This window comes from Paenarthrobacter sp. E2MeOHC11, from assembly GCF_058744955.1.
This window is the reverse complement of the sequence record NZ_CP196673.1, coordinates 2,262,766-2,281,458: the sequence shown is the minus strand read 5'-3', so window position 1 is coordinate 2,281,458 and position 18,693 is coordinate 2,262,766. Positions and strand designations below refer to the sequence as shown.

Below are 18,693 nucleotides of genomic sequence, written 5' to 3'. Positions count from 1 at the left end.
CTCCTGCCGGAAAGCAAAAAAGTTCAGCCGAGTTCCGCCAGCACCTTCGCCACAATTCGGTCCACGGACAGCCCGTACCGTTCGTGCAGCGTCGGCAGCGCTCCGGCGTCGAGGAATTGGTCCGGAAGCGCAATGGGAACCACGCGCTTGCCGAGACCGGCGGTGACGACGGCGGACGCAACAGTTTCGAACAGGCCGCCAACTACGGTGTGGTTCTCCAGCGTCACGGCAAGACGATCCGTGTTCAGCTCCGCGAGTACGGTGGCCGAGTCGAACGGCTTGATGGTGGGAGTGTGCACGACGGCGACATCCACGTTATGGGCGGCCAGTGCCTCCGCGGCCTGCAAAGCACGCATGGTCATCAGGCCGGAGGACACGAACACCACATCGTTGCCGCCGCGCAGGACCTTGGCCTTGCCGAGTTCGAACTTATAGTCGTATTCGTCCAGGACCGTGGGCACATTGCCTCGGAGCAGGCGCAGATAAGTGGGACCTTCCGAGGCAGCAAGCTGGGGAACGGCCTGTTCGATGTCCACGGAGTCACAAGGGTCCACGATGGTCAGGTTGGGCATGCCGCGGAAGATCGCCATATCCTCGGTGGCCTGGTGGCTTGGTCCGTAACCGGTGGTCAGGCCTGGGAGGCCGCCGATGATGTTGACGTTCAGGTTCGGCTCGGCGATGTCCAGGCACAGGAAGTCGTACGCACGTCGGGCCGCGAACACTGAGTACGTTGACGCGAAGGGAATCAGCCCGGTCTCCGCCATGCCTGCTGCGGCGCCGAAGAGGAGCTGCTCGGCCATGCCCATCTGGAAGAACCGGTCCGGGAACGCCTTGGCGAAGATGTGCATGTCCGTGTATTTGCCCAGATCCGCGGTCAGGCCAACAATGCGGGAATCGGCTTCAGCAGCCTTGACCAGCGCATGGCCGAACGGGGCAGGGGTGGTCTTCTGTCCGGGGTCGGCGAAGGACGCGATCATGGCGGACGTCTTGAGCTTCGGCTTGGTGGTCACGGTGCTCATGCTGAAGCCGTCCCTTCGTATCCTGCGGTCAGCTGTTCGCGGCAGATCTGCCACTCGTTTTCTTCGATGCGCATGAAGTGCGCCTTTTCGCGGGTTTCAAGCAGCGGCACGCCGCGCCCCACCTTGGTGTCGCAGAGGATGACCGACGGCCGCCCGACTGGCGCCGCAACTGCGGCGATGTTGTCGAACGCTGCCAGCAACGCACCGACGTCGTTCCCGTCCACGCGCTGGGTGTACCAACCGAACGATTCCCATTTCTCGGTGACGGGCTCGGTGCGGAGTACGGTGTCGGTGGCGCCGTCAGCCTGGAGGGCGTTGATGTCCACCATGGCCGTCAGGTTTCCGAGCTGGTGGTGGTGCGCTCCCATGGCGGCCTCCCAGGTGGAGCCTTCATCGAGTTCGCCGTCGGAGAGGAAGTTGATCACGCGGGATGCGGCGCCTTGCAAGCGCAGCCCCAAAGCCATGCCGACGGCGATCGTCAGGCCGTGCCCCAGCGAACCGCCGGAAATTTCCATGCCGGGGGTGTACGTGGACATTCCGGACATTGGGAGGCGGGAATCATCGGAGCCGTACGTTTCAAGTTCGGCCACCGGAACGATCCCGGCTTCGGCCAGCGCTGCGTAGTGTCCGATTGCGTAGTGGCCCGTGGAGAGCAGGAACCGGTCGCGGCCTTCCCAGTGCGGGTCTTCGGCACGGTATGTGAGCTGGTCGGCGTAGACGGCGGCCAGCATGTCGGCGGCGCCCAGCGCTTGGCCAACGTAGCCCTGGCCTTGGACCTCGCCCATGGTCAGGGCGTGGTGGCGGATGCGGTAGGCGGCGGCGCGGATGCGGTCCACGCGCTCGGGTTTGGGGGCTGCCACGACCGGAGCCGTTTCAACTGATGAGAGAGTCACAGGTTTCCTTCCGGAGTCGGGCGCGCACCGATGGGGAGTACGCGTCCGACGTCGAGGGGTGCTTTAGGCGTTTACCGTCTGGGGAGTTTTGCTGGCGGCTTCTTCGGCGAGCTCACGCTCGCGCTTGCCCCAGGTTTCGCGGGTGATCAGCGCTGCCCACAGGCCGATGGCTGCGTAGATGCTGAACAGCAGGGCCGGTCCAAGCCAGCCCATGCTGACGAACAGCAGGGTGGTGATGAAGGGCGTGAACCCGGAGACCATGGCGGAGATCTGGTAGGACAGCGATGCACCGGAGGAGCGGGTCTTGGCTTGGAAGAGTTCCGGGAACCAGGCGCCCTGGGCGCCGGCCAGGGAGTTCTGGCAGACAGCGTAGGCGATGACGATCGTAGCGATGATCAGCAGGAAGACGCCGGTGTTGACCAGCATGAACATCGGGATTCCGAAGACCACCGCGAAGGCAGTGGACCAGATGTAGACAGGACGGCGGCCAACCTTATCCGTCAGCTTTCCCCAGTAGTAGGTGGCGAAGATACCGATTCCGGCCGCGATGCAGAGAGCCACCAGGGTTTCCGTCTTGTCCGCCAGGTTATTGGTGTGCAGGTAGGAAATCATGTAAGTCACGGACACGGCGTAACCGGCAGTTTCAGCGATGCGGAGGCCGATGCCCCGGACAATGTTGCGCCAGTCGGTCTTGATGACCTCCACGATGGGGGATTTCACGATGTCGCCCTTGGCCTTGACGTCCTCAAACACCGGGGACTCGGGAACCTTGGAACGGATGATCAAGCCAACAGCCACCAGGACGATGCTGGCGAGGAACGGCACACGCCAGGCCCATTCGCTGCCGAGGCCAACACTGCTGAGGAACACGAGGTTGGCGAGCAGGAGTCCAACGGGGAAGCCGGCCTGCACGATGCCCGTGAACTGACCCTTCTTCCGCCATGGTGCATGCTCGTAGCTCATCAGGATGGCACCGCCCCATTCAGCACCGAAGGCCAGGCCCTGGATGATGCGGACCAGAACCAGGAGCGCAGGCGCAAGAAGCCCCACCTGCGAGTACGTGGGCAGGAGGCCGATGGCGAAGGTTGCCAGGCCCATGAGGATGAGCGAGGCAACGAGCACCGGCTTACGGCCGAGCTTGTCGCCGAGGTGGCCGCCGATGATGCCACCCAGCGGACGGGCAGCGAAGCCGACGCCGAGGGTCGCGAAGGAGGCCAGGGTGCCAGTCACCGGGTCGGCGCCCGGGAAGAACGCTGTACCGAAGTACAGTGCAGCGGCGGTGCCGAAACCGATGAAATCGTAGGTTTCGATGACTGCGCCGACGCCGGAACCGACGGCGACGCGCTTTGCTTCCTTGGTTCCATGAACCGGACCACGCATGGTCAGAGCTTCATTGCTCATGTGTGTCTTTCCCTTTCAAAAGTGCGGCGCTTGTTCGGCAGCCCCACTGTCGACAGTCAACATAATACGTCAACTGTGACCGACGACACCAGCAATGTCAACAGTCAACCACAAAGGTTGACTGTTGACAGTTAACGCAGCTAACGTGGTGTCCATCACTAAGGTCCCTCTCCGGCGAGGGCCCCAACTTGAGGATCAACGACGATGTTTCATCAACGACTGGGCTGCTCGTCCATCAGCTTCCGCCACCAGGATCTGGCCACCGCCCTGCACACCATGCGCGGCCTCGGCTTCGAGGAAATCGACCTCGGCGCACTTCCCGGCGTCTGCGACCACGTGCCTTACGTCCTGGACGACGAGGCAGTGGAGGCGGTTGCCGCCGTCGTCACTAGCTCGGGACTGCGCGTCCGATCGGTCAACGGCGACATCGGAGACCTGAACGCAACGCTCGACGCCGGTGCTCAAGTGGCGCGCGAACGGCACCTGGAAATGCTGCTCACCCTTGCGGCCAAGACCGGCGCGAAAGCCCTGGTCCTCCCGTGTGGGGCGATCGACCACGAACCAGTGAGCACGCTTGGATGCGACATCGACGCCGTGGCAGCGCAACTCATCCATGCCTCTGTTCGCGCGGCAGAGTTCGGGGTGGAGCTGTGGACGGAATCCCTGCACTTCTACCGCTTGTGCTGGAACACCGAACGCGCGCAGCTGCTCGCTGACCACCTGGCCGGGTCCGACGTCGGAATCGTCATGGACTTCAGCCACATCGTCGCCTCCGGCGGCGACCCCGTGGGCTTTGTGGACCGCTTCGCTGACCGGATCAAGCACGTCCACCTTCGCGACGCCGTGCCGGCCACGGACACCGAACCGGGAAACATCAACCTCAGCATCGGCAACGGCAAGGCCAACTTCGCCGCTGGCCTCGCAGCACTGAGGGACCTCGGCTACACCGGTCACTTCTCCCTCGAACTCGAAACCCGGGATGTCACGCACGACGAACGCCCGGCCGCCGCCGCCAAAGCGGCCAGCTACATCACAGACCTCATCTAAACCGCGTTACCTCATATTCAAGGAGCACCATGACCACCATAAAGCGCACCGCCGTCCTCACCGGAGCTACCTCCGATCGCGGCATCGGCCTGACCACCGCCCGTCGCTACGCCAGCCAGGGCTGGGGCATCGTCATTTTGGACCTCGACGGCGAGAAGTCCGCCAAGGTTGCCGCCGAGATCGCCAACGAGTTCAACGTTCCGGCCTTCGGCTACGAAATCGACGTCGCCAATGAAGCGTCCGTGACCACCGCCCAGGCCGCCGTCGCCGCAGAAGTTGCCGCAGGGAACCTCCCGCCCGTCGGCGCTTTGGCCAACATCGCCGGCATCACTTCCCCCGTTCCGTTCCTGGAAACCACGCTTGAGCTGTGGCACAAGGTCATGGACGTCAACGCCACCGGCACCTACCTCGTCACCAAGGCGTTCCTGCCGGACATGATCGCCAACGGCTGGGGCCGCATCGTGAACATGTCCTCGGTCTCCGCCCAGCGCGGCGGCGGCGTGTTCGGCAAGGTTCCGTACTCCGCAGCCAAGGCAGCCATCCTCGGCTTCACCAAGGCACTCGCCCGCGAAATCGGCGAGACCGGCGTGACCGTCAACGCAATTACCCCCGGCGCCGTGGACACCAACATCCGCGTGGGCAGCACCGACGAGCAGGAAGCCGCCATCAACGCCGGCATCCCCCTGGGTCGCAACGCCACCACCGAAGAAGTTGCGGCAGTGATTACCTTCCTCTCCTCCGAGGACTCCGCCTACCTCACCGGCACCACCATCGATATCAACGGCGGCAGCCACATCCACTAATTCGAGCTGCTCGAAAGAATCCCAGGACCCACCATGACCAGAATCTTCAACGATCCCGCCGACTTTGCCGACGAATCCCTTGCCGGTTTCTGTGACGCCCACTCGGACCTTGTCCGCCACGTGGAAGGTGGCGCAGTCCGCCGCGGCCGCCCGGCAATGCCCAAGGTCACCGTCATCACCGGCGGCGGCTCCGGACACTACCCGGCCTTCGCCGGCATCATCGGGCCGGGCTTCGCTGACGGTGCCGTGGTGGGCAACATCTTCACCTCGCCCTCGGCACAGCAGGCCTACTCCGTGGCCAAGGCTGCCAACTCCGGCGCCGGCGTGGTGTTCACCTACGGCAACTACGCCGGCGACGTCATGAACTTCGGCATGGCCAGCGAGCTCTTGAACGCCGAGGGCATCCCGACGGAAAACGTGCTGGTCACCGACGATATCGCCAGCGCCTCCCCCGATGAGATCGACAAGCGCCGTGGTATTGCCGGTGACTTCGTGGTCTTCAAGGTCATGGGAGCTGCCGCTGAGGCCGGGCTCGACCTGGATTCCGTGGTTCGTTTGGGGCGCAAGGCCAACAGCCTCACCAAGACCATCGGCACGGCGTTCAGCGGCTGTACCTTTCCCGGCGCCGACCAGCCGTTGTTCCGCCTTCCCGAGGGACAGATGGGTCTGGGCCTGGGCATTCACGGCGAGCCTGGACTGTTCGATACCGAGCTGCCATCCGCCGTCGAACTCGGCCAGGAACTGGTGCGGCGCGTGTTGGCCGAAACGCCCGCGGACAGCTCTACCCGCCTCGCCGTGATCCTCAACGGTCTGGGTTCCACCAAGCACGAGGAATTGTTCGTCCTCTGGCGCACTGTGGCTCCACTGCTCCGCGAGGCCGGCTACACCCTGGTCATGCCCGAGGTGGGCGAGCTGGTGACCAGCCTGGACATGGCCGGCGCTTCACTGACGCTGACCTGGCTGGACGAAGAGCTGGAGCAGTACTGGACCGCGCCGGCTCTGACACCGGCGTACCGTCGGGGTGCTGTGGGCTTTGATGTTGCTTCCGCTGGCGCGGAAGAAGCGGAGCTGGATACCGCCGCTGCGGCCGACTACTCCTCCACTGACGAGTCCCGCGCCTACGCCGCACAGTGCCTCAAGGCGCTGGACACCACCTCAGCCTTGCTGCGCGTCTCTGAGGCCATGCTGGGCGACATGGATGCAATCGCCGGCGACGGTGATCACGGTCGTGGAATGGTTCGTGGGTCCGCCGCGGCCGACCAGGCCGCAGCGGTCGCCTTTGAACGCGGCGCAGGAGCGGGCTCACTGCTGATCGCCGCTGGCGACGCGTGGGCAGACAAGGCCGGCGGAACCTCCGGCGTCCTGTGGGGTGCCGGGCTACGCGCCTTTGGCGAACGGTTGGGAGACGCAGAGACCCCGACGCCGGACGTCCTCGCCGAGTCTGTCCGCGCCTTCGCGGACCGCATCGCGAGCCTCGGCAAGGCCGAAATCGGCGATAAAACAATGATGGATGCGCTGCTGCCGTTCGCCTCCTCACTGGAGGAACGCGTCGCTGCGGGCACCCATGCGGAGCAGGCGTGGGCAGCCGCGGCAGCGGACGCCACCCGGGCCGCTGCCTCCACCGCGGAACTTCGCCCCCTGAAGGGACGCGCCAGGCCCCTGGCCGAGAAGAGCATCGGTACGCCGGACCCCGGGGCGACGTCGCTCGCCATGGTGTTTGCCGCCGTCGGGCCTCACTTCACTGCCGTTCCCGTTGCAGCAACCACCTAGGAGAATCTCATGCGCATCATTGTGGGCGCCGACGAAGCCGGCGTTGAATACAAAGACCGAATCCTGGCCGACCTTGAGGCTGACTCACGGATCACTGAAGTGATCGACATCGGAGTGAACCGCGCCGACGAGGACTTCACCAGGCCCTACCCATATGTGGGCATCGCCGCCGGTGAGATGATCCGCGACGGCAAGGCCGACCGCGCCATCCTGTTCTGCGGTACGGGGATCGGCGTGGCCATCGCAGCGAACAAGGTTCCCGGCATCAGGGCCACAGCTGCCCATGACTCGTTCTCCGTTGAGCGCTCCATCCTGTCCAACGACTGCCAGGTCCTCACCATGGGCCAGCGTGTTGTGGGCGTGGAGTTGGCCCGCAGGCTGGCCAAGGAGTGGATCGGCTACGCGTTCGATCCGTCGTCCGGTTCGGCGGCGAAGGTGAAAGTGCTGAGCGACTTCGAGGGCTGCTGAACCCCTCTTGCTGGCGCGAAAAAGGCCGCACAGGCGGGTAAGGCTCCTACCTGTGCGGCCTGTCGATGCAGGAACTACTTGATCAGCGCGGCTGCCTGGTCCATCAGGGCGCCGGCTGCTTCCGGCCCGCCGGCCACACCCTCACTGGCGGACGCCGTGGCGGAGATCAGGACACCATCTTTAACCGCATGGGCAATAAAGATTGCGCCGACTCTTCCGTCCGGGAGGGCCATGACGGTCTTGAAACCCACTGTTCCGGGTACGTTGCCCACGCCATCGACCTTCTGAGTAGAGGTGGTGAGCGTTTCCCCTTCAGCGGAGTACGACACCTTCTTGCACTCCTCCGCCTGGGATTTGCTCTTCTCCACATCGTCGTGGAGACGCGCAGCATCGACGCCGGAGGTCATTGACACACTGCTGATAAAACCGTTGGCTTTGGTCCGGGTTGTGCCGGCCGCCGTGGAACCGTCGATGGTGCGCGGCGCCCCCAGCAAGAAGGGATCCTTGCAGGCCGCTGGTTCGATGGTGGCTCCTGCGAAACCCTGCACCACCGAGTCATACTGTGCCAGCAGCTCGTCGCCGGAGAGTACGGCGGGGCTGGTGCCATCCGCCAGTTTGACCTGCCCAACGAGGCTTATGAGCTCTTCCTTGGTGTACTGCTTCTCGGGCGTCGGCGTCGAAGTGGCCGCCTCGCTGGAATTCGACGACGCTGGTTCGGGAGATGCCGTAGCCCCACCGCACGCAGTCAATGCCACAACCATCAATGCCGTTGCCCCGATTCCGGGCAGCAAGTGCTTCTTCATGCATTTCCCCAATAACTTTAGAAATGCCCGCGCACGCGGGGCAGGGACCACACTACCGCCAAGGGGTGCCTGCGCGGGAACCGGGACCGGGCGGCCTAGAAGCCGCCGCCGCCAGCACCCGAATCGCCTGCCATATTGGCAAACCGCGAGTAGTGGCCCTGGAACGCGACAACGATGTCCTTGGTGGGGCCGTTACGGTGCTTGGCGATCAGGATGTCAGCTTCACCGGCACGCGGCGACTCTTTGTCGTAGACGTCTTCACGGTGGAGCAGGATGACCATGTCGGCGTCCTGCTCGATGGAGCCTGATTCACGAAGGTCGGACACCATGGGGCGCTTATCCTGGCGCTGCTCGGAACCACGGTTCAGCTGTGACAGCGCGATGACGGGAACCTGGAGTTCCTTGGCGAGCAGCTTGAGGGCACGCGAGAACTCGGAAACTTCCTGCTGGCGGGACTCCACCTTTTTGCCGGAGCTCATGAGCTGGAGGTAGTCGAGGATCACGAGCTTGAGGTCGTGCTGCTGCTTCAGGCGGCGGCACTTGGCCCGGATCTCCATGAGCGACATGTTGGGGCTGTCATCAATGAACAGCGGAGCATCGTTCATGCGGCCCATGGTGGTGGCGATCTTGGACCATTGCTCGTCCTTGATGGTGCCCTTGCGGAGGTCCTGCAAGCCAATGGTGGCTTCTGCTGAGAGAAGACGCATGGCGATCTCGTTCCGGCCCATTTCCAAGGAGAACATGACCGTGGCCAGGTTGTTCTTGATGGCTGCCGAACGGGCGAAGTCCAGCGCGAACGTGGACTTACCCACGGCCGGACGGGCGGCGATAACAATCATCTGGCCGGGGTGGAGGCCGTGCGTCAGTTCGTCCAGCTCGTAGAAACCGGTAGGAACACCGGTCATGCCTTCGCCACGGTGGCCCGACGCCTCGATCTCGTCCACGGTGGATTCCATGACGTCCTTCAACGCCACGTAGTCCTCTGCCGTGCGCTTTTCAGCCACCGCGTAGACCTCAGCCTGCGCCTGGTTGACCAGGTCTTCCACTTCGCCGTCCTGGCCGTAGCCCATCTGGACGATCTTGGTGCCTGCATTAACGAGGCGGCGCAGCACTGCCCGCTCGGCGACGATCTCGGCGTAGTAGCCGGCGTTGGCCGCGGTAGGGACGGTCTGGATGAGCTCGTGAAGGTAGGCGGGACCGCCGATCCTGTTGATCTCGCCGCGCTTGGTCAGTTCATCCGAGACGGTGACGGCGTCCGCGGGTTCGCCACGACCGTAGAGGTCAATGATGGATTCGTAGATGGTCTCGTGGGCGGGACGGTAGAAGTCATGCCCGCGGACGATTTCGACGACGTCGGCGATCGCGTCCTTGGACAGCATCATGCCGCCAAGTACCGACTGTTCAGCGGGGATGTCCTGGGGAGGTTTCCGGCTCGAGTCCGAAGCGCGTGTGCCCTCGATTGAGTCCAAGTGCGTAACTGACAAAGCCGTCCTCCATTTGTGTTCCGCTGCAGGGGTTAACTCCCTGGCGGCCCGTAAAGCGCAGTGTGTGGCTTACGGAGTCCGCCTGGTGTCTCTGACGATGTCAGGGAGGGCAGACAAAATAACAGTCCGTATCCACAAGTTATCCACAGCTCATTTTCCGGGTCCGCTACCAGCGGCGGTTTTCGCGGGCTCCGGGAAACACAACAGGGGATATTCGCATCCGAAATGGACACTCCAGACACGTTACAGCAGGCGCCGGATACCCCCTGTGGAAAAGCTGTGGAATACCAGCCCCACGTTGTGCACAGACTGTGCGTTACCCTGTGGATAGAGAAATTCTTTTGGCGGCAACTAGGCCCTGACCTGCGGAAACACACTTCACAAGCTGTGGACTAAAGAAAGATTCCCGGGAAATTCATCCACAGCCGCAACCCTGCAACGGGCCTCGACACGAGTCGGAAGCACCCCAAACATGCCGCAAATATGATGCATCTAACAAAGAGTGCCTTAATTTGACACTAACCTCTCAGAAGCCTATGCCGGAAGTGGAATGTGCTGTGGATAACCAACTTCTGGCATAAGCTCTAGGCATGGGGATCAACTTTGGTGACGTGCTGACGATTGCCCTTCCACTGCTCGTCCTCGTTGGCCTGCTGTGGGCGCTCACGGCGGCCTTCAAACCACGCGATACCGGCGTCTCGGACGCCGAGAGATATCAGCGCGAACTCGCGGCCCGTTCTGCTGCGCACCAAGCTTCCCAGGTGCAGGAGGCGCTGGCCCTGCGCGCCCGGATCGAAGCCACCACCAAGCCGAGCCAGAACGAGGCCAGCCACAGGGAGCAGGCGGAGAACACCAGGACAGCAATCGCGGCTCAAGCTGCACGGTCGCACGCGGCCGGCCAAACGGGTCATCAGCCGGCTGTACTTCCCAATGGGCAACTGAACCCACAGCTTGCTTTCGAGCTGCAAAACCTGGTCCGCAGTGGGAAGAAGATCGAAGCCATCAAGGTCCTGCGCCAAGCCACCCACTCAGACCTGCTCACCGCCAAGAACTACGTAGATCGGCTCTGACAACGCCATGGATTCCATCCTTATCCCGCTCCTGATCCTCATTGCGGTCATTGCGGGCGTGCTACTGCTGATGCGCTCCTTCTCCAAGCGCTCTGCTGAAACCAAAGCCGGCGTCGCAGCCGCGAATGCGCCGAAGGATCCCGTGGAGTTGGCCAGGGAATCGGCGGCCAAGCTCAACCAGGAACAACACCGCCAGCTCTACTCCCTTATCGCGCGGGGACAGGGCATGGCAGCGATCAAGCTTTACCTTCAAGCCACCGGTGAAGGCCTGCGCGCGTCACGTGACGCCGTGGGTGCCCTGGCTGCACATCCCCAACCGTTCACGCCGGAGGCGCCCGGCAAGGATCTGCTGGCGGACGATGATGACGAACCGGAACGCTTCCCCTACCGGTACCGGGCCATCGTCAGCAAGGGCGAGGTGACGCGGGAAGTGAGCAGCAACATGCTCAATGACGAGATCTACGGACGAATCCGGACCCTCGCCAAGAGCGGTGACGTTGAGGGCGCAGCCGTTGCCTTGACGCGCCACTCAGACATCACCATCAAGCAGGCCCGCGAGTTCATCGAACTGTTGGACGACTAGGAAACCTAGAAGTCGAACAAGTCGCCCAGGAAGCCTTCCTTCTTCTTGCGCTTGCGGCCGTACCCGTCGCGATCGTTGCCTTCACGACGGTCGTAATCCCGCCGGTCATAGTCGCGCCTGTCCCTGTCGTCATAACGGGGCTGCTGCGGACGGGACTCGAACGGGTTGTAGAGGGGCGGCGGCGCGATCGGAGGCTGTGACGGCGCAGCCGCGGGACGGACGGGGGCGGGGACGGTTTCGGCCGCGACGCGATCGATGATCTTGTCCAACTCACCGCGATCCAGCCAAACACCCCTGCATTGCGGGCAGTAGTCGATCTCTACGCCGCTTCGCTCGCTCATCACCAGGTCAATGGAATCCACAGGACACTTCATGTTTGCCCCAACGATCGGCCCCGGCAAATAGTTCGGAGTGACCAACGGCCGGGATTCATACAGCGGAAGGACCCGCATGCATACTGAACGGATGATCCACCCGGACGTTGCCGAAGCGCAGCAGCTCATGCACATGCTTGGAAGAGAGTGCTCCCTCCCCGTTCCCGAGGAGGACAACGCCGAGTACGGTGCCGCAACCGCCACCAGCGGCACGGCACTGATCCGCTTCCGGGTTGGCAAGCTCACGCCCACCAAGGTGGGTCTCTTCGTTGCGGTGTGGCGGCGTTCGGCTGCCGGCGGTACGGAACCCTTCCCGGCGGACGGCCCTTCCGCCGACCCGGCCGACACCTTGGTGGTCTCAGCCCGGGAAGCGGAAAACTCCGGTCACTTTGTCTTTCCCCTGTCCGCGTTGGTCGATCACGGAATTGGCTCCGTCGACGGCATCGGCGGTAAGCGTGGATTCCGGGTCTATCCCCCGTGGTCCTTGACGTCGAACCGTCAGGCAAGGAAGACCCAGGGGTGGCAGAGCGAGTATTTCCATGCTTCCGCTGAAGACGGACTACCTGCCCGCTGAGATCCCGGCCAGCAACTGCTCGAACGGCAGTGACTCAAGCGCGTCGGTCTTCCGGTTCGGCTGGGGCCCACTGAGCAACTGCACCAGTTCACCCGCCGCACGGTCCACGCGCGCCGAGAGGGGCGAGCCGCCGTCGTCGGTGTTTCCCCAGTCCTGGGGGCCCGCGAAGACGCCGGTGGCCGTAATCCTGGTGCGCAGGTAGGTGAACAAGGGGCGCATGGCGTAATCGAGGACCATCTGGTGACGATCGGTGCCGCCGGTGGCGCCCAGCAGGACGGCCTTGCCGTCCAGCGATTTCGGGTCCAGCACGTCAATGAATGACTTGAAGAGTCCGCTGTAGGAGGCGCTGAAGACGGGGCTGACGGCGATGATGGCATCGGAATCGTCGACGCCGGCAATCACCTCGGCGAGGCGGGGCGCGGCATAGCCGGTGACGAAGTTGTTGGCGATATCCACGGCGAGGTCCCGAAGTTCAACGACGTCGATCTTCGCGTCGTACCCTGCCGCCCGCAGCTGCCGCTCGGTCGAAGCGGCCAGCTGATCGGCCAGCAGGCGGCTCGACGAGGGGACACCGAGTCCGGCGGAAAGGACGGTGATGCGGCGGGTTTCCATGGCATTCTCCTGTTGCTCGTTCATCCAGCTTACATGCATTTGCATCTACATCAATGAACAGGGGCGTGCCCGCAAGTATTCCCGGAAGCCCTTAGATCCCCTCCAGCTGCGTCAGGAACGACACCGTTGCGGCGGCAATCTGCGCCTGGGCGACGTCGCGACCCACGGTGGCTTCGCCGTCGCCGGGCTGTGGTCCGTAGCTTCCGAAGAATGCGTGGTTTCCGCCCTGAATCTCCACAAAGGTGGCGTCCAAGGGCAGCAGCTCGCGGGAGGCGTCGATCTTCTCCGGCGTGCTGAGGCCGTCTTCCGAGCCCGAAATGGACATGACCTTGAGCCCTGCGCGGTCACGCATGGAATCCAAGGGGTAGGAGGCGTACAGCAGCAGGCCATCGACATCCTGGTTGCCCACAGCGAACGAACTTGCACTGACGCCGCCCAGCGAGTGCCCGCCAACCGCCCACGAGGAGATCTCCGGATGGGCGGCCATGGCGCCACGTGCCTGGTTTCCGTCCAGCAAGCTCAGATTCAGGGGCGTTTCGAGGATCACCACCAGGAAACCGGCATCCACCGCCGGCCGCAGGATGTCCGCGTAGGCCCGCGCCTCGACCCGGGCGCCGGGGTAGAACACGAGACCCCGGCTGGCCTGCCCGCCTTCGGGAGTCATGACAATCGCCGTCGTCTCCTCAACCACCGAAGCCTTGGAAGATGGTCCGGCCGTAGCACCTTGCTGGTAAGCGAAGGGATTCAGCCACACCAGCATGGCCACCAGCGCCAGCACGGCTACGCGCCCGGCCCATGCGCCAATGGACCGCAGCACCGAACGCTTCCGGAATGTGCGGCGGCCACGCCACAGCAGGACGCCCCAGAGCAGTCCGACGACGACGGCAGTCACCAACAGTGCGGGCAGCAACGGGTGTCCGCGCAGGACGGCGGGGTTCCCGAGCAACATCCATAGGGGAGCTAGGACCAACGCCCCAATGCATAGTGCGGATGCCCAGAAGAGGGCGGGCTGGCGCGTGGCGGGAGGTGCCTCAACGGACGAAGTCATACCCCAATAATAGTTCCATCATGGAGATACTTTGAACAATTGATTTGGGCAGCCCCGAGACTATCGTCGCGGTGCGTGGACGGACAGGAAGGCGAACGTTTTGTCACGCGCCTCCCGCGCCTCGTCAAAGTTCAAGTGGAACTGGTACTCATGCGGCAGCTCAGGCTCATGGTTCGCAGGCCAGAACAGCTCCGTCACAGGAACGCCGGCGTCCTTGAGGCGGTTGCTGTACGGAACGGACTGGAGCCAGGTGAGCCCGTCGCCGTTGCCGCCGCTGATGAATGTCGGCGGGAAGTCGTCGGTGACGAAGTCGATGGTGGACATGGTGGCTCCGGCATAGGTAGCGGACCAGTCCTTGGTGCCCGTGTAGGCCCACAGGGACGTCTTGAAGCCCCAGGCGACGATGCCACTCAGGTCCGCCATGGCCCGGAGATCGTACACGCCGCAATGCAGAATGGTGGCCGCGAGATCCGACTTCTGGAGAGCGGGTTGGATTCCCATCAGGTTGGCGTACTCAGGGTTCACGGTGAGCGTGGCCATCTGGCTCGCCAGCTGGGCACCCGCAGAGTCGCCTGACAGGACGATGCGACTGGTGTCCACGTTGAGTTCGGCAGCATGAGACTTTATGTACGCCAGGGCCTCGTTGATGTCCCGCACGGCTGTGGGATACGTGGCCTCGGGAGCGATCGGATAGCTCATGCCGATGGTGGTGTATCCCTCGGCAGCAAGTATCTGCAGGTACGGATTCACATCGCGTTGCGCCCCGGAAATCCATGCGCCCCCGTGAATCCACACCACTGTTGGAAGCGGGGCGGTGGTCCCTTCGGGGCTGAAAACATCGAAGGTGGACCCGGGCTTGTAGACCACGCCCGCCTGGGTTTGCAGTGGCGCATCGGGAACGTAGGGCGTCATTTCGTCGATGGTCGCCTGGGCCCCGCGCTCAAAAACGCTGCGGATCAGCATCGCCGAAGGCCATGGAGTAGCGGAAAGGGCAAGAAGGACAACCAGCACCAACAGGATCGCCAGGTCCAGCTTCTTCAGCCGTGAAGACCGTTTGCGGGTCGAACGCGAACGGCCATTCAAACCCGAGCCCACCGATCGGTCCCGTTTCTCGCTGGCTTGGATCGATTCCAACGGCCCCATCACACACACTCCCCCAGTCGGCGCATCCTTGGACCCATGCTAAGGCCGCCAAAGCGTTTCCCGAGGTCAGTCCCGCGGTCGCGCCGCCATCAGCAGGACCCCTTCGCCGCCGTCGAACGTTACGGTGTGAAAGCCACCACCTCGCGCAACCTCCCGGAATCCCCACTTCCTATGCAGGGCCAATGAGGCCTCATTGCGGGCGTTGACCACATACCAGGCTTCTTCCGCCTGCTCCCAAATCCAGCCGAGCCGGACGGCAGTTAACTCCGCCGCGAGCCCCCTTCGTCGGAAATCCGGCCTTACGGTGACGCCACCCAAGTAGTGACCGGCCAGCGCGAGACCGTCCGGGTAGTCCCAAAAATGCGTCTTGGCCCAACCCACGACGCCGGACCCGCCTTCCGCGTTCGCGACATCGTGCGCTTCGGCCACCACGACGAGGCGGGCGGGGTCAGCGACCGCTGCACTGATACCCGCGGCGAACCGCTCAGCGTCAGCGGATGAAGTGCGCCCGGCTTCCAAATCCGCGGCGAGGATGCCCGCCACGTCGGAAGGGTCGGCGGGACGGATAGTGAAGTCCATCGGTTCAGTCTAATTTGCCAAAAATGCTTGCATTATGGGTTCAAACTCATAATATGGGATCGGGGATATGGCTTGCCTCACGGTGCGCATCAGATTCAGCCTTCACAGTGGACGGCCCAACGAAGGCCTCGATCCGGTACTACTGGCCCTCGCTTCTGACCGGCCCCGCCAACCGCCTACCCACCACGCACGAAAGAAGACCATGGCACACCAAACAATCGCCCCTCTGGACGGCGTCCGGGTCCTGGAACTCGGTAACTACATCGCCGCACCCACAGCCGGCCGACTGCTGGCCGACTTCGGCGCGGAGGTCATCAAGGTGGAGCGGCCCGGCACGGGCGACGAGCTGCGCAACTGGCGCCTGCACAAGGGCAACACGTCCATGCTGTACCGCACGCTGAACCGCAACAAGAAGTCCGTGGTCCTGGACCTCCGCACCGACGCGGGAAAGCAGGCCGTCCTGGCGCTCGTAGCCAAGTGCGACATCCTGCTGGAGAACTTTCGGCCCGGAACCCTGGAGAAATGGGGCCTCGGCCCCGAGGTCCTCAACGCGGCGAACCCGGACCTCATCGTCACCCGCATCTCTGCCTTCGGGCAGACGGGGCCGCTGTCCGAGCGGCCCGGTTTTGCCGCCGTCGCCGAAGCGTACGGAGGGTTCCGCAACCTGGTGGGCGACCCGGACCGTGCGCCGGTTCGGGTGGGCGTCTCCATAGGAGACTCGATCGCGGGCCTGTACGCCGCCTTCGGCTCCATGATGAGCCTGTACCAGCGTGAAGCACGACGCCGGGACTCAGCTGGGGCTGTTCCGCTCACCGAACGCATCATCGACGTCGCACTGAACGAGGCCATGTTCTCCATGATGGAATCACTGATCCCGGACTACCAGGCGTACGGCGTGGACCGCCAGCGCGTGGGTGGCCGGATGGAAGGCATCGCCCCATCGAACGCCTATGTGTGCAAGGACGGCGCGAGCATTGTGGTGGCCGGCAACGGTGACTCCATTTATCAGCGGTACATGCAGACCATCGGCCGTCCGGACCTTGCCGAGGACCCTTTCCTGCAAACGAATGCCGGACGGTGGGCGAAGCGTGAAGAACTGGACCAGGCCATCGGCGAGTGGGCAGCCACCCTTTCAGGTGCTGAGGCCCTCGCAGCCCTCGACACCGCCGGTGTCCCGGCCGGACCCATCTACACCGCTGCCGACATCAGCACGGACAGCCAGTACGCTGCCCGCAACATGATCCAGAAGTTCGACGTTTCCACAGGCGAGGAAACCCTCCCGGGAGTGGGCTTCCCCGGCATTGTTCCCGTGATCGGGGACCAGTCCCTGCCCATCCGGAACCTCGGCCCGGACCTGGGCGAAAACACACAAGAAATCCTTGGCGGGCTCCTGAACATGGATGCAGCACAGATCAATGCGGCATCAGGCCGTGAGGAGGCACTCCGACCATGAACCGCTTTGACAGCCCGCTGGCCACAATCCTTGGCGACACCACCCTGAGGGACGTCACCCTGCGTGACGGGCTCCAGCTCACCGGCAAGCTCCTGCCAACCGAACAGAAGATCGAGACGGTTCGCGAATTGCTGCGCCTGGGCGTGCCCGCCATCGAGCTCGGCTCCATGGCACGCGCCGACCTCGTCCCCACCATGGCCAATACGCTGGAAGTGGTCCAGGCCCTCACCCCGGAGGAACTGGAAAAGTGCTGGATATGGGTGGCAACGCCCGGTCACGTTGCCAAGGCATCCGCCGCCGGAGCGCGGAACTTCCAGTACTGCTTGTCAGCCTCGGATTCGCACAACAAGGCCAATATAGGGCGGACCACTGATGAGAGCCTGGCCGCTTTGCCCGAGGCCGTGGAGTACGCGCGTGCGGTGGATGGCCAAATCCAGCTTTGTATCGCTACCTCCTTCACCTGCCCCTTCGAGGGTTACGTTCCTGAGGAACGCATCCTTTCCATTGCCAATGATCCCCGGGCCGAGGGCACCACGGACGTCGTCATCTGCGACACCCTGGGGCAAGCCGTTCCCGCGCAGGTGGCCCGGCTGATCACCCGCGTGCGGGACGAGTCCCCTGCGCGTCGGATCGTCTACCACGGCCACGACACCTGGGGTTTGGGCGTGGCGAACACACTCGCCGCGATCCAGGCCGGTGCTGCAATGGTTGACGGTGCCCTCGGGGGCCTGGGAGGCTGCCCGTTCGCTCCCGGCGCCAGCGGCAACACCTCCAGCGAAGACATCCTCTTTGCAACACGTCCCGGGTGGCTCACTCCTGGCGTCTTCGGGGAGCTTGTGGTGTTGTCCGAGAAATTGCTGGCCGAGCTGGGCGAGCCGAACCGCTCCAAGGCCGCGCAAGGAACCCGGTCCCGGGCCGAGGCCTTCGATTGGGTCATTCCTTCTGCGGTTCAGCCGACCTCCCCCGGGGGCAACTGAACAGGGGGACCCATTTCCTGGTCACCACGGCCATCCCGGAACCCGGGCTTCAGCTGCTGTCCGACAGCGGGGAAGGAACTTTCGACGCTCTGCCGCCACGGTTCCCTGGTTGGAGGAGCGCTAGGGGCGCCTTGCCACGTCTCTTTAGGCCCTGCCTGCTCCGCCCGCCGCCATAAGTTCCAAGCGTCGCAGGGTCTCGCGGTTACGGCCGGCGATGAGGGGATCCCGCAGGGCCTTGGGCACTGCCTTGCCAGGACCTCGGACTGCGTCTTCGGCGATGGTGACCCTGCACTGGAGGCCTCCGAGGTCCTCCAGCGTGATCACAACCTTGGCTTCGCCCAGGGGCCAACCCCTCGCCAGGAGTTCCAATGTCCGGCCTGTGTCCATGCCCGTGACGCGGGTGCTGTCGTCGATGAGGAAGGGCCAGGATCCTACGGAATGGTGCAACGTGGAGCCGACCTGCGGCCACTGTTCGTCGACGGCTCGGATCCTCGAGGCGCCGACAACCCAACCTGAGTAGAGCCACCCGTTGGAGATGACCTTCCAAACGTCGGCGGAGGGGGAAGGGAACAACTGCGTCACGGTGGACATG

Annotated in this window: 20 protein-coding genes; 9 read left to right on the top strand and 11 right to left on the bottom strand. The window is 63.8% G+C overall.

The annotated features are described in order from the left end of the window. Window positions 1–23: 23 nt before the first annotated feature. The 3 genes from ACSSVG_RS10640 to ACSSVG_RS10630 form a co-directional block, all read right to left on the bottom strand. Entirely contained in the window at window positions 24–1,019 is a 996-nt protein-coding gene (locus ACSSVG_RS10640) for a transketolase family protein (RefSeq protein ID WP_253465187.1), read from the bottom strand. Further along, window positions 1,016–1,912: a transketolase gene (locus ACSSVG_RS10635; RefSeq protein WP_492418809.1), complete on the bottom strand. Its 897-nt coding sequence runs from the start codon at window positions 1,910–1,912 to the stop codon at window positions 1,016–1,018. The genes ACSSVG_RS10640 and ACSSVG_RS10635 overlap by 4 nt, the downstream gene beginning before the upstream one ends. Before the next feature lie 63 nt (window positions 1,913–1,975). After that, window positions 1,976–3,313, bottom strand: coding sequence for an MFS transporter (locus ACSSVG_RS10630; RefSeq protein ID WP_492418808.1), 1,338 nt, complete (start codon window positions 3,311–3,313; stop codon window positions 1,976–1,978). Between the two features lie 204 nt (window positions 3,314–3,517). On the opposite strand from ACSSVG_RS10630, the gene ACSSVG_RS10625 reads away from it, so the two are divergent. Genes ACSSVG_RS10625 through ACSSVG_RS10610 form a run of 4 tightly spaced genes read left to right on the top strand, consistent with a single transcriptional unit; the run spans window position 3,518 to window position 7,401 of the window. Beyond that, entirely contained in the window at window positions 3,518–4,360 is an 843-nt protein-coding gene (locus tag ACSSVG_RS10625) for a sugar phosphate isomerase/epimerase family protein (protein WP_492418807.1), read from the top strand. A gap of 29 nt (window positions 4,361–4,389) precedes the next feature. Further along, a complete protein-coding gene (locus ACSSVG_RS10620; RefSeq protein ID WP_492418806.1) occupies window positions 4,390–5,163 on the top strand; it encodes an SDR family NAD(P)-dependent oxidoreductase in 774 nt (257 codons plus the stop codon). A gap of 33 nt (window positions 5,164–5,196) precedes the next feature. After that, complete coding sequence (locus ACSSVG_RS10615) at window positions 5,197–6,933, top strand: dihydroxyacetone kinase family protein (protein WP_492418805.1); 1,737 nt, start codon at window positions 5,197–5,199, stop codon at window positions 6,931–6,933. A gap of 9 nt (window positions 6,934–6,942) precedes the next feature. Then, entirely contained in the window at window positions 6,943–7,401 is a 459-nt protein-coding gene (locus ACSSVG_RS10610) for a ribose-5-phosphate isomerase (protein ID WP_231341477.1), read from the top strand. A gap of 74 nt (window positions 7,402–7,475) precedes the next feature. Here the strand turns inward: ACSSVG_RS10610 and ACSSVG_RS10605 are convergent, their stop codons facing one another. Beyond that, window positions 7,476–8,204 (bottom strand): hypothetical protein, encoded by a 729-nt coding sequence (locus ACSSVG_RS10605; protein ID WP_492418803.1) that lies wholly within the window; start codon window positions 8,202–8,204, stop codon window positions 7,476–7,478. Between the two features lie 95 nt (window positions 8,205–8,299). Then, a complete protein-coding gene (gene dnaB, locus ACSSVG_RS10600; protein WP_026541078.1) occupies window positions 8,300–9,688 on the bottom strand; it encodes a replicative DNA helicase in 1,389 nt (462 codons plus the stop codon). A 596-nt stretch (window positions 9,689–10,284) separates the two neighbouring features. On the opposite strand from dnaB, the gene ACSSVG_RS10595 reads away from it, so the two are divergent. Then, window positions 10,285–10,758: a hypothetical protein gene (locus ACSSVG_RS10595; RefSeq protein WP_159700659.1), complete on the top strand. Its 474-nt coding sequence runs from the start codon at window positions 10,285–10,287 to the stop codon at window positions 10,756–10,758. A 7-nt stretch (window positions 10,759–10,765) separates the two neighbouring features. Then, window positions 10,766–11,341, top strand: coding sequence for a hypothetical protein (locus ACSSVG_RS10590; RefSeq protein ID WP_492418801.1), 576 nt, complete (start codon window positions 10,766–10,768; stop codon window positions 11,339–11,341). A 5-nt stretch (window positions 11,342–11,346) separates the two neighbouring features. Here the strand turns inward: ACSSVG_RS10590 and ACSSVG_RS10585 are convergent, their stop codons facing one another. Next, window positions 11,347–11,703 carry a TFIIB-type zinc ribbon-containing protein gene (locus ACSSVG_RS10585; RefSeq protein WP_231341474.1) on the bottom strand — a complete coding sequence of 119 codons (357 nt, stop codon included), beginning with the start codon at window positions 11,701–11,703 and terminating at the stop codon, window positions 11,347–11,349. Window positions 11,704–11,791: 88 nt separating this feature from the next. On the opposite strand from ACSSVG_RS10585, the gene ACSSVG_RS10580 reads away from it, so the two are divergent. After that, complete coding sequence (locus ACSSVG_RS10580) at window positions 11,792–12,289, top strand: MepB family protein (RefSeq protein ID WP_492418800.1); 498 nt, start codon at window positions 11,792–11,794, stop codon at window positions 12,287–12,289. On the opposite strand, the gene ACSSVG_RS10575 is transcribed toward ACSSVG_RS10580, so the two are convergent. The 4 genes from ACSSVG_RS10575 to ACSSVG_RS10560 form a co-directional block, all read right to left on the bottom strand. Then, window positions 12,275–12,901, bottom strand: coding sequence for an FMN reductase (locus tag ACSSVG_RS10575; RefSeq protein ID WP_231341484.1), 627 nt, complete (start codon window positions 12,899–12,901; stop codon window positions 12,275–12,277). The two genes, ACSSVG_RS10580 and ACSSVG_RS10575, sit on opposite strands and share 15 nt — an antisense overlap. A gap of 91 nt (window positions 12,902–12,992) precedes the next feature. After that, window positions 12,993–13,949, bottom strand: a complete 957-nt coding sequence (locus tag ACSSVG_RS10570) for an alpha/beta hydrolase (RefSeq protein ID WP_492418798.1) — start codon at window positions 13,947–13,949, stop codon at window positions 12,993–12,995. Between the two features lie 60 nt (window positions 13,950–14,009). Continuing rightward, window positions 14,010–15,092 (bottom strand): alpha/beta hydrolase, encoded by a 1,083-nt coding sequence (locus ACSSVG_RS10565; RefSeq protein WP_492418796.1) that lies wholly within the window; start codon window positions 15,090–15,092, stop codon window positions 14,010–14,012. A gap of 66 nt (window positions 15,093–15,158) precedes the next feature. Next, window positions 15,159–15,671, bottom strand: coding sequence for a GNAT family N-acetyltransferase (locus tag ACSSVG_RS10560; RefSeq protein ID WP_492418794.1), 513 nt, complete (start codon window positions 15,669–15,671; stop codon window positions 15,159–15,161). 202 nt (window positions 15,672–15,873) lie between these two features. Between ACSSVG_RS10560 and ACSSVG_RS10555 the strand changes: the two genes are divergently transcribed. Together ACSSVG_RS10555 and ACSSVG_RS10550 are read left to right on the top strand one after the other, a co-directional pair. Then, a complete protein-coding gene (locus tag ACSSVG_RS10555) occupies window positions 15,874–17,124 on the top strand; it encodes a CaiB/BaiF CoA transferase family protein (RefSeq protein WP_492418792.1) in 1,251 nt (416 codons plus the stop codon). Continuing rightward, window positions 17,121–18,101, top strand: a complete 981-nt coding sequence (locus ACSSVG_RS10550; protein ID WP_492418791.1) for a hydroxymethylglutaryl-CoA lyase-like TIM-barrel protein — start codon at window positions 17,121–17,123, stop codon at window positions 18,099–18,101. Before ACSSVG_RS10555 ends, ACSSVG_RS10550 begins: the two co-directional genes overlap by 4 nt. A 144-nt stretch (window positions 18,102–18,245) precedes the next feature. Here the strand turns inward: ACSSVG_RS10550 and ACSSVG_RS10545 are convergent, their stop codons facing one another. Next, window positions 18,246–18,692: an SRPBCC family protein gene (locus ACSSVG_RS10545; RefSeq protein ID WP_492418789.1), complete on the bottom strand. Its 447-nt coding sequence runs from the start codon at window positions 18,690–18,692 to the stop codon at window positions 18,246–18,248. Window position 18,693 lies beyond the last annotated feature (1 nt).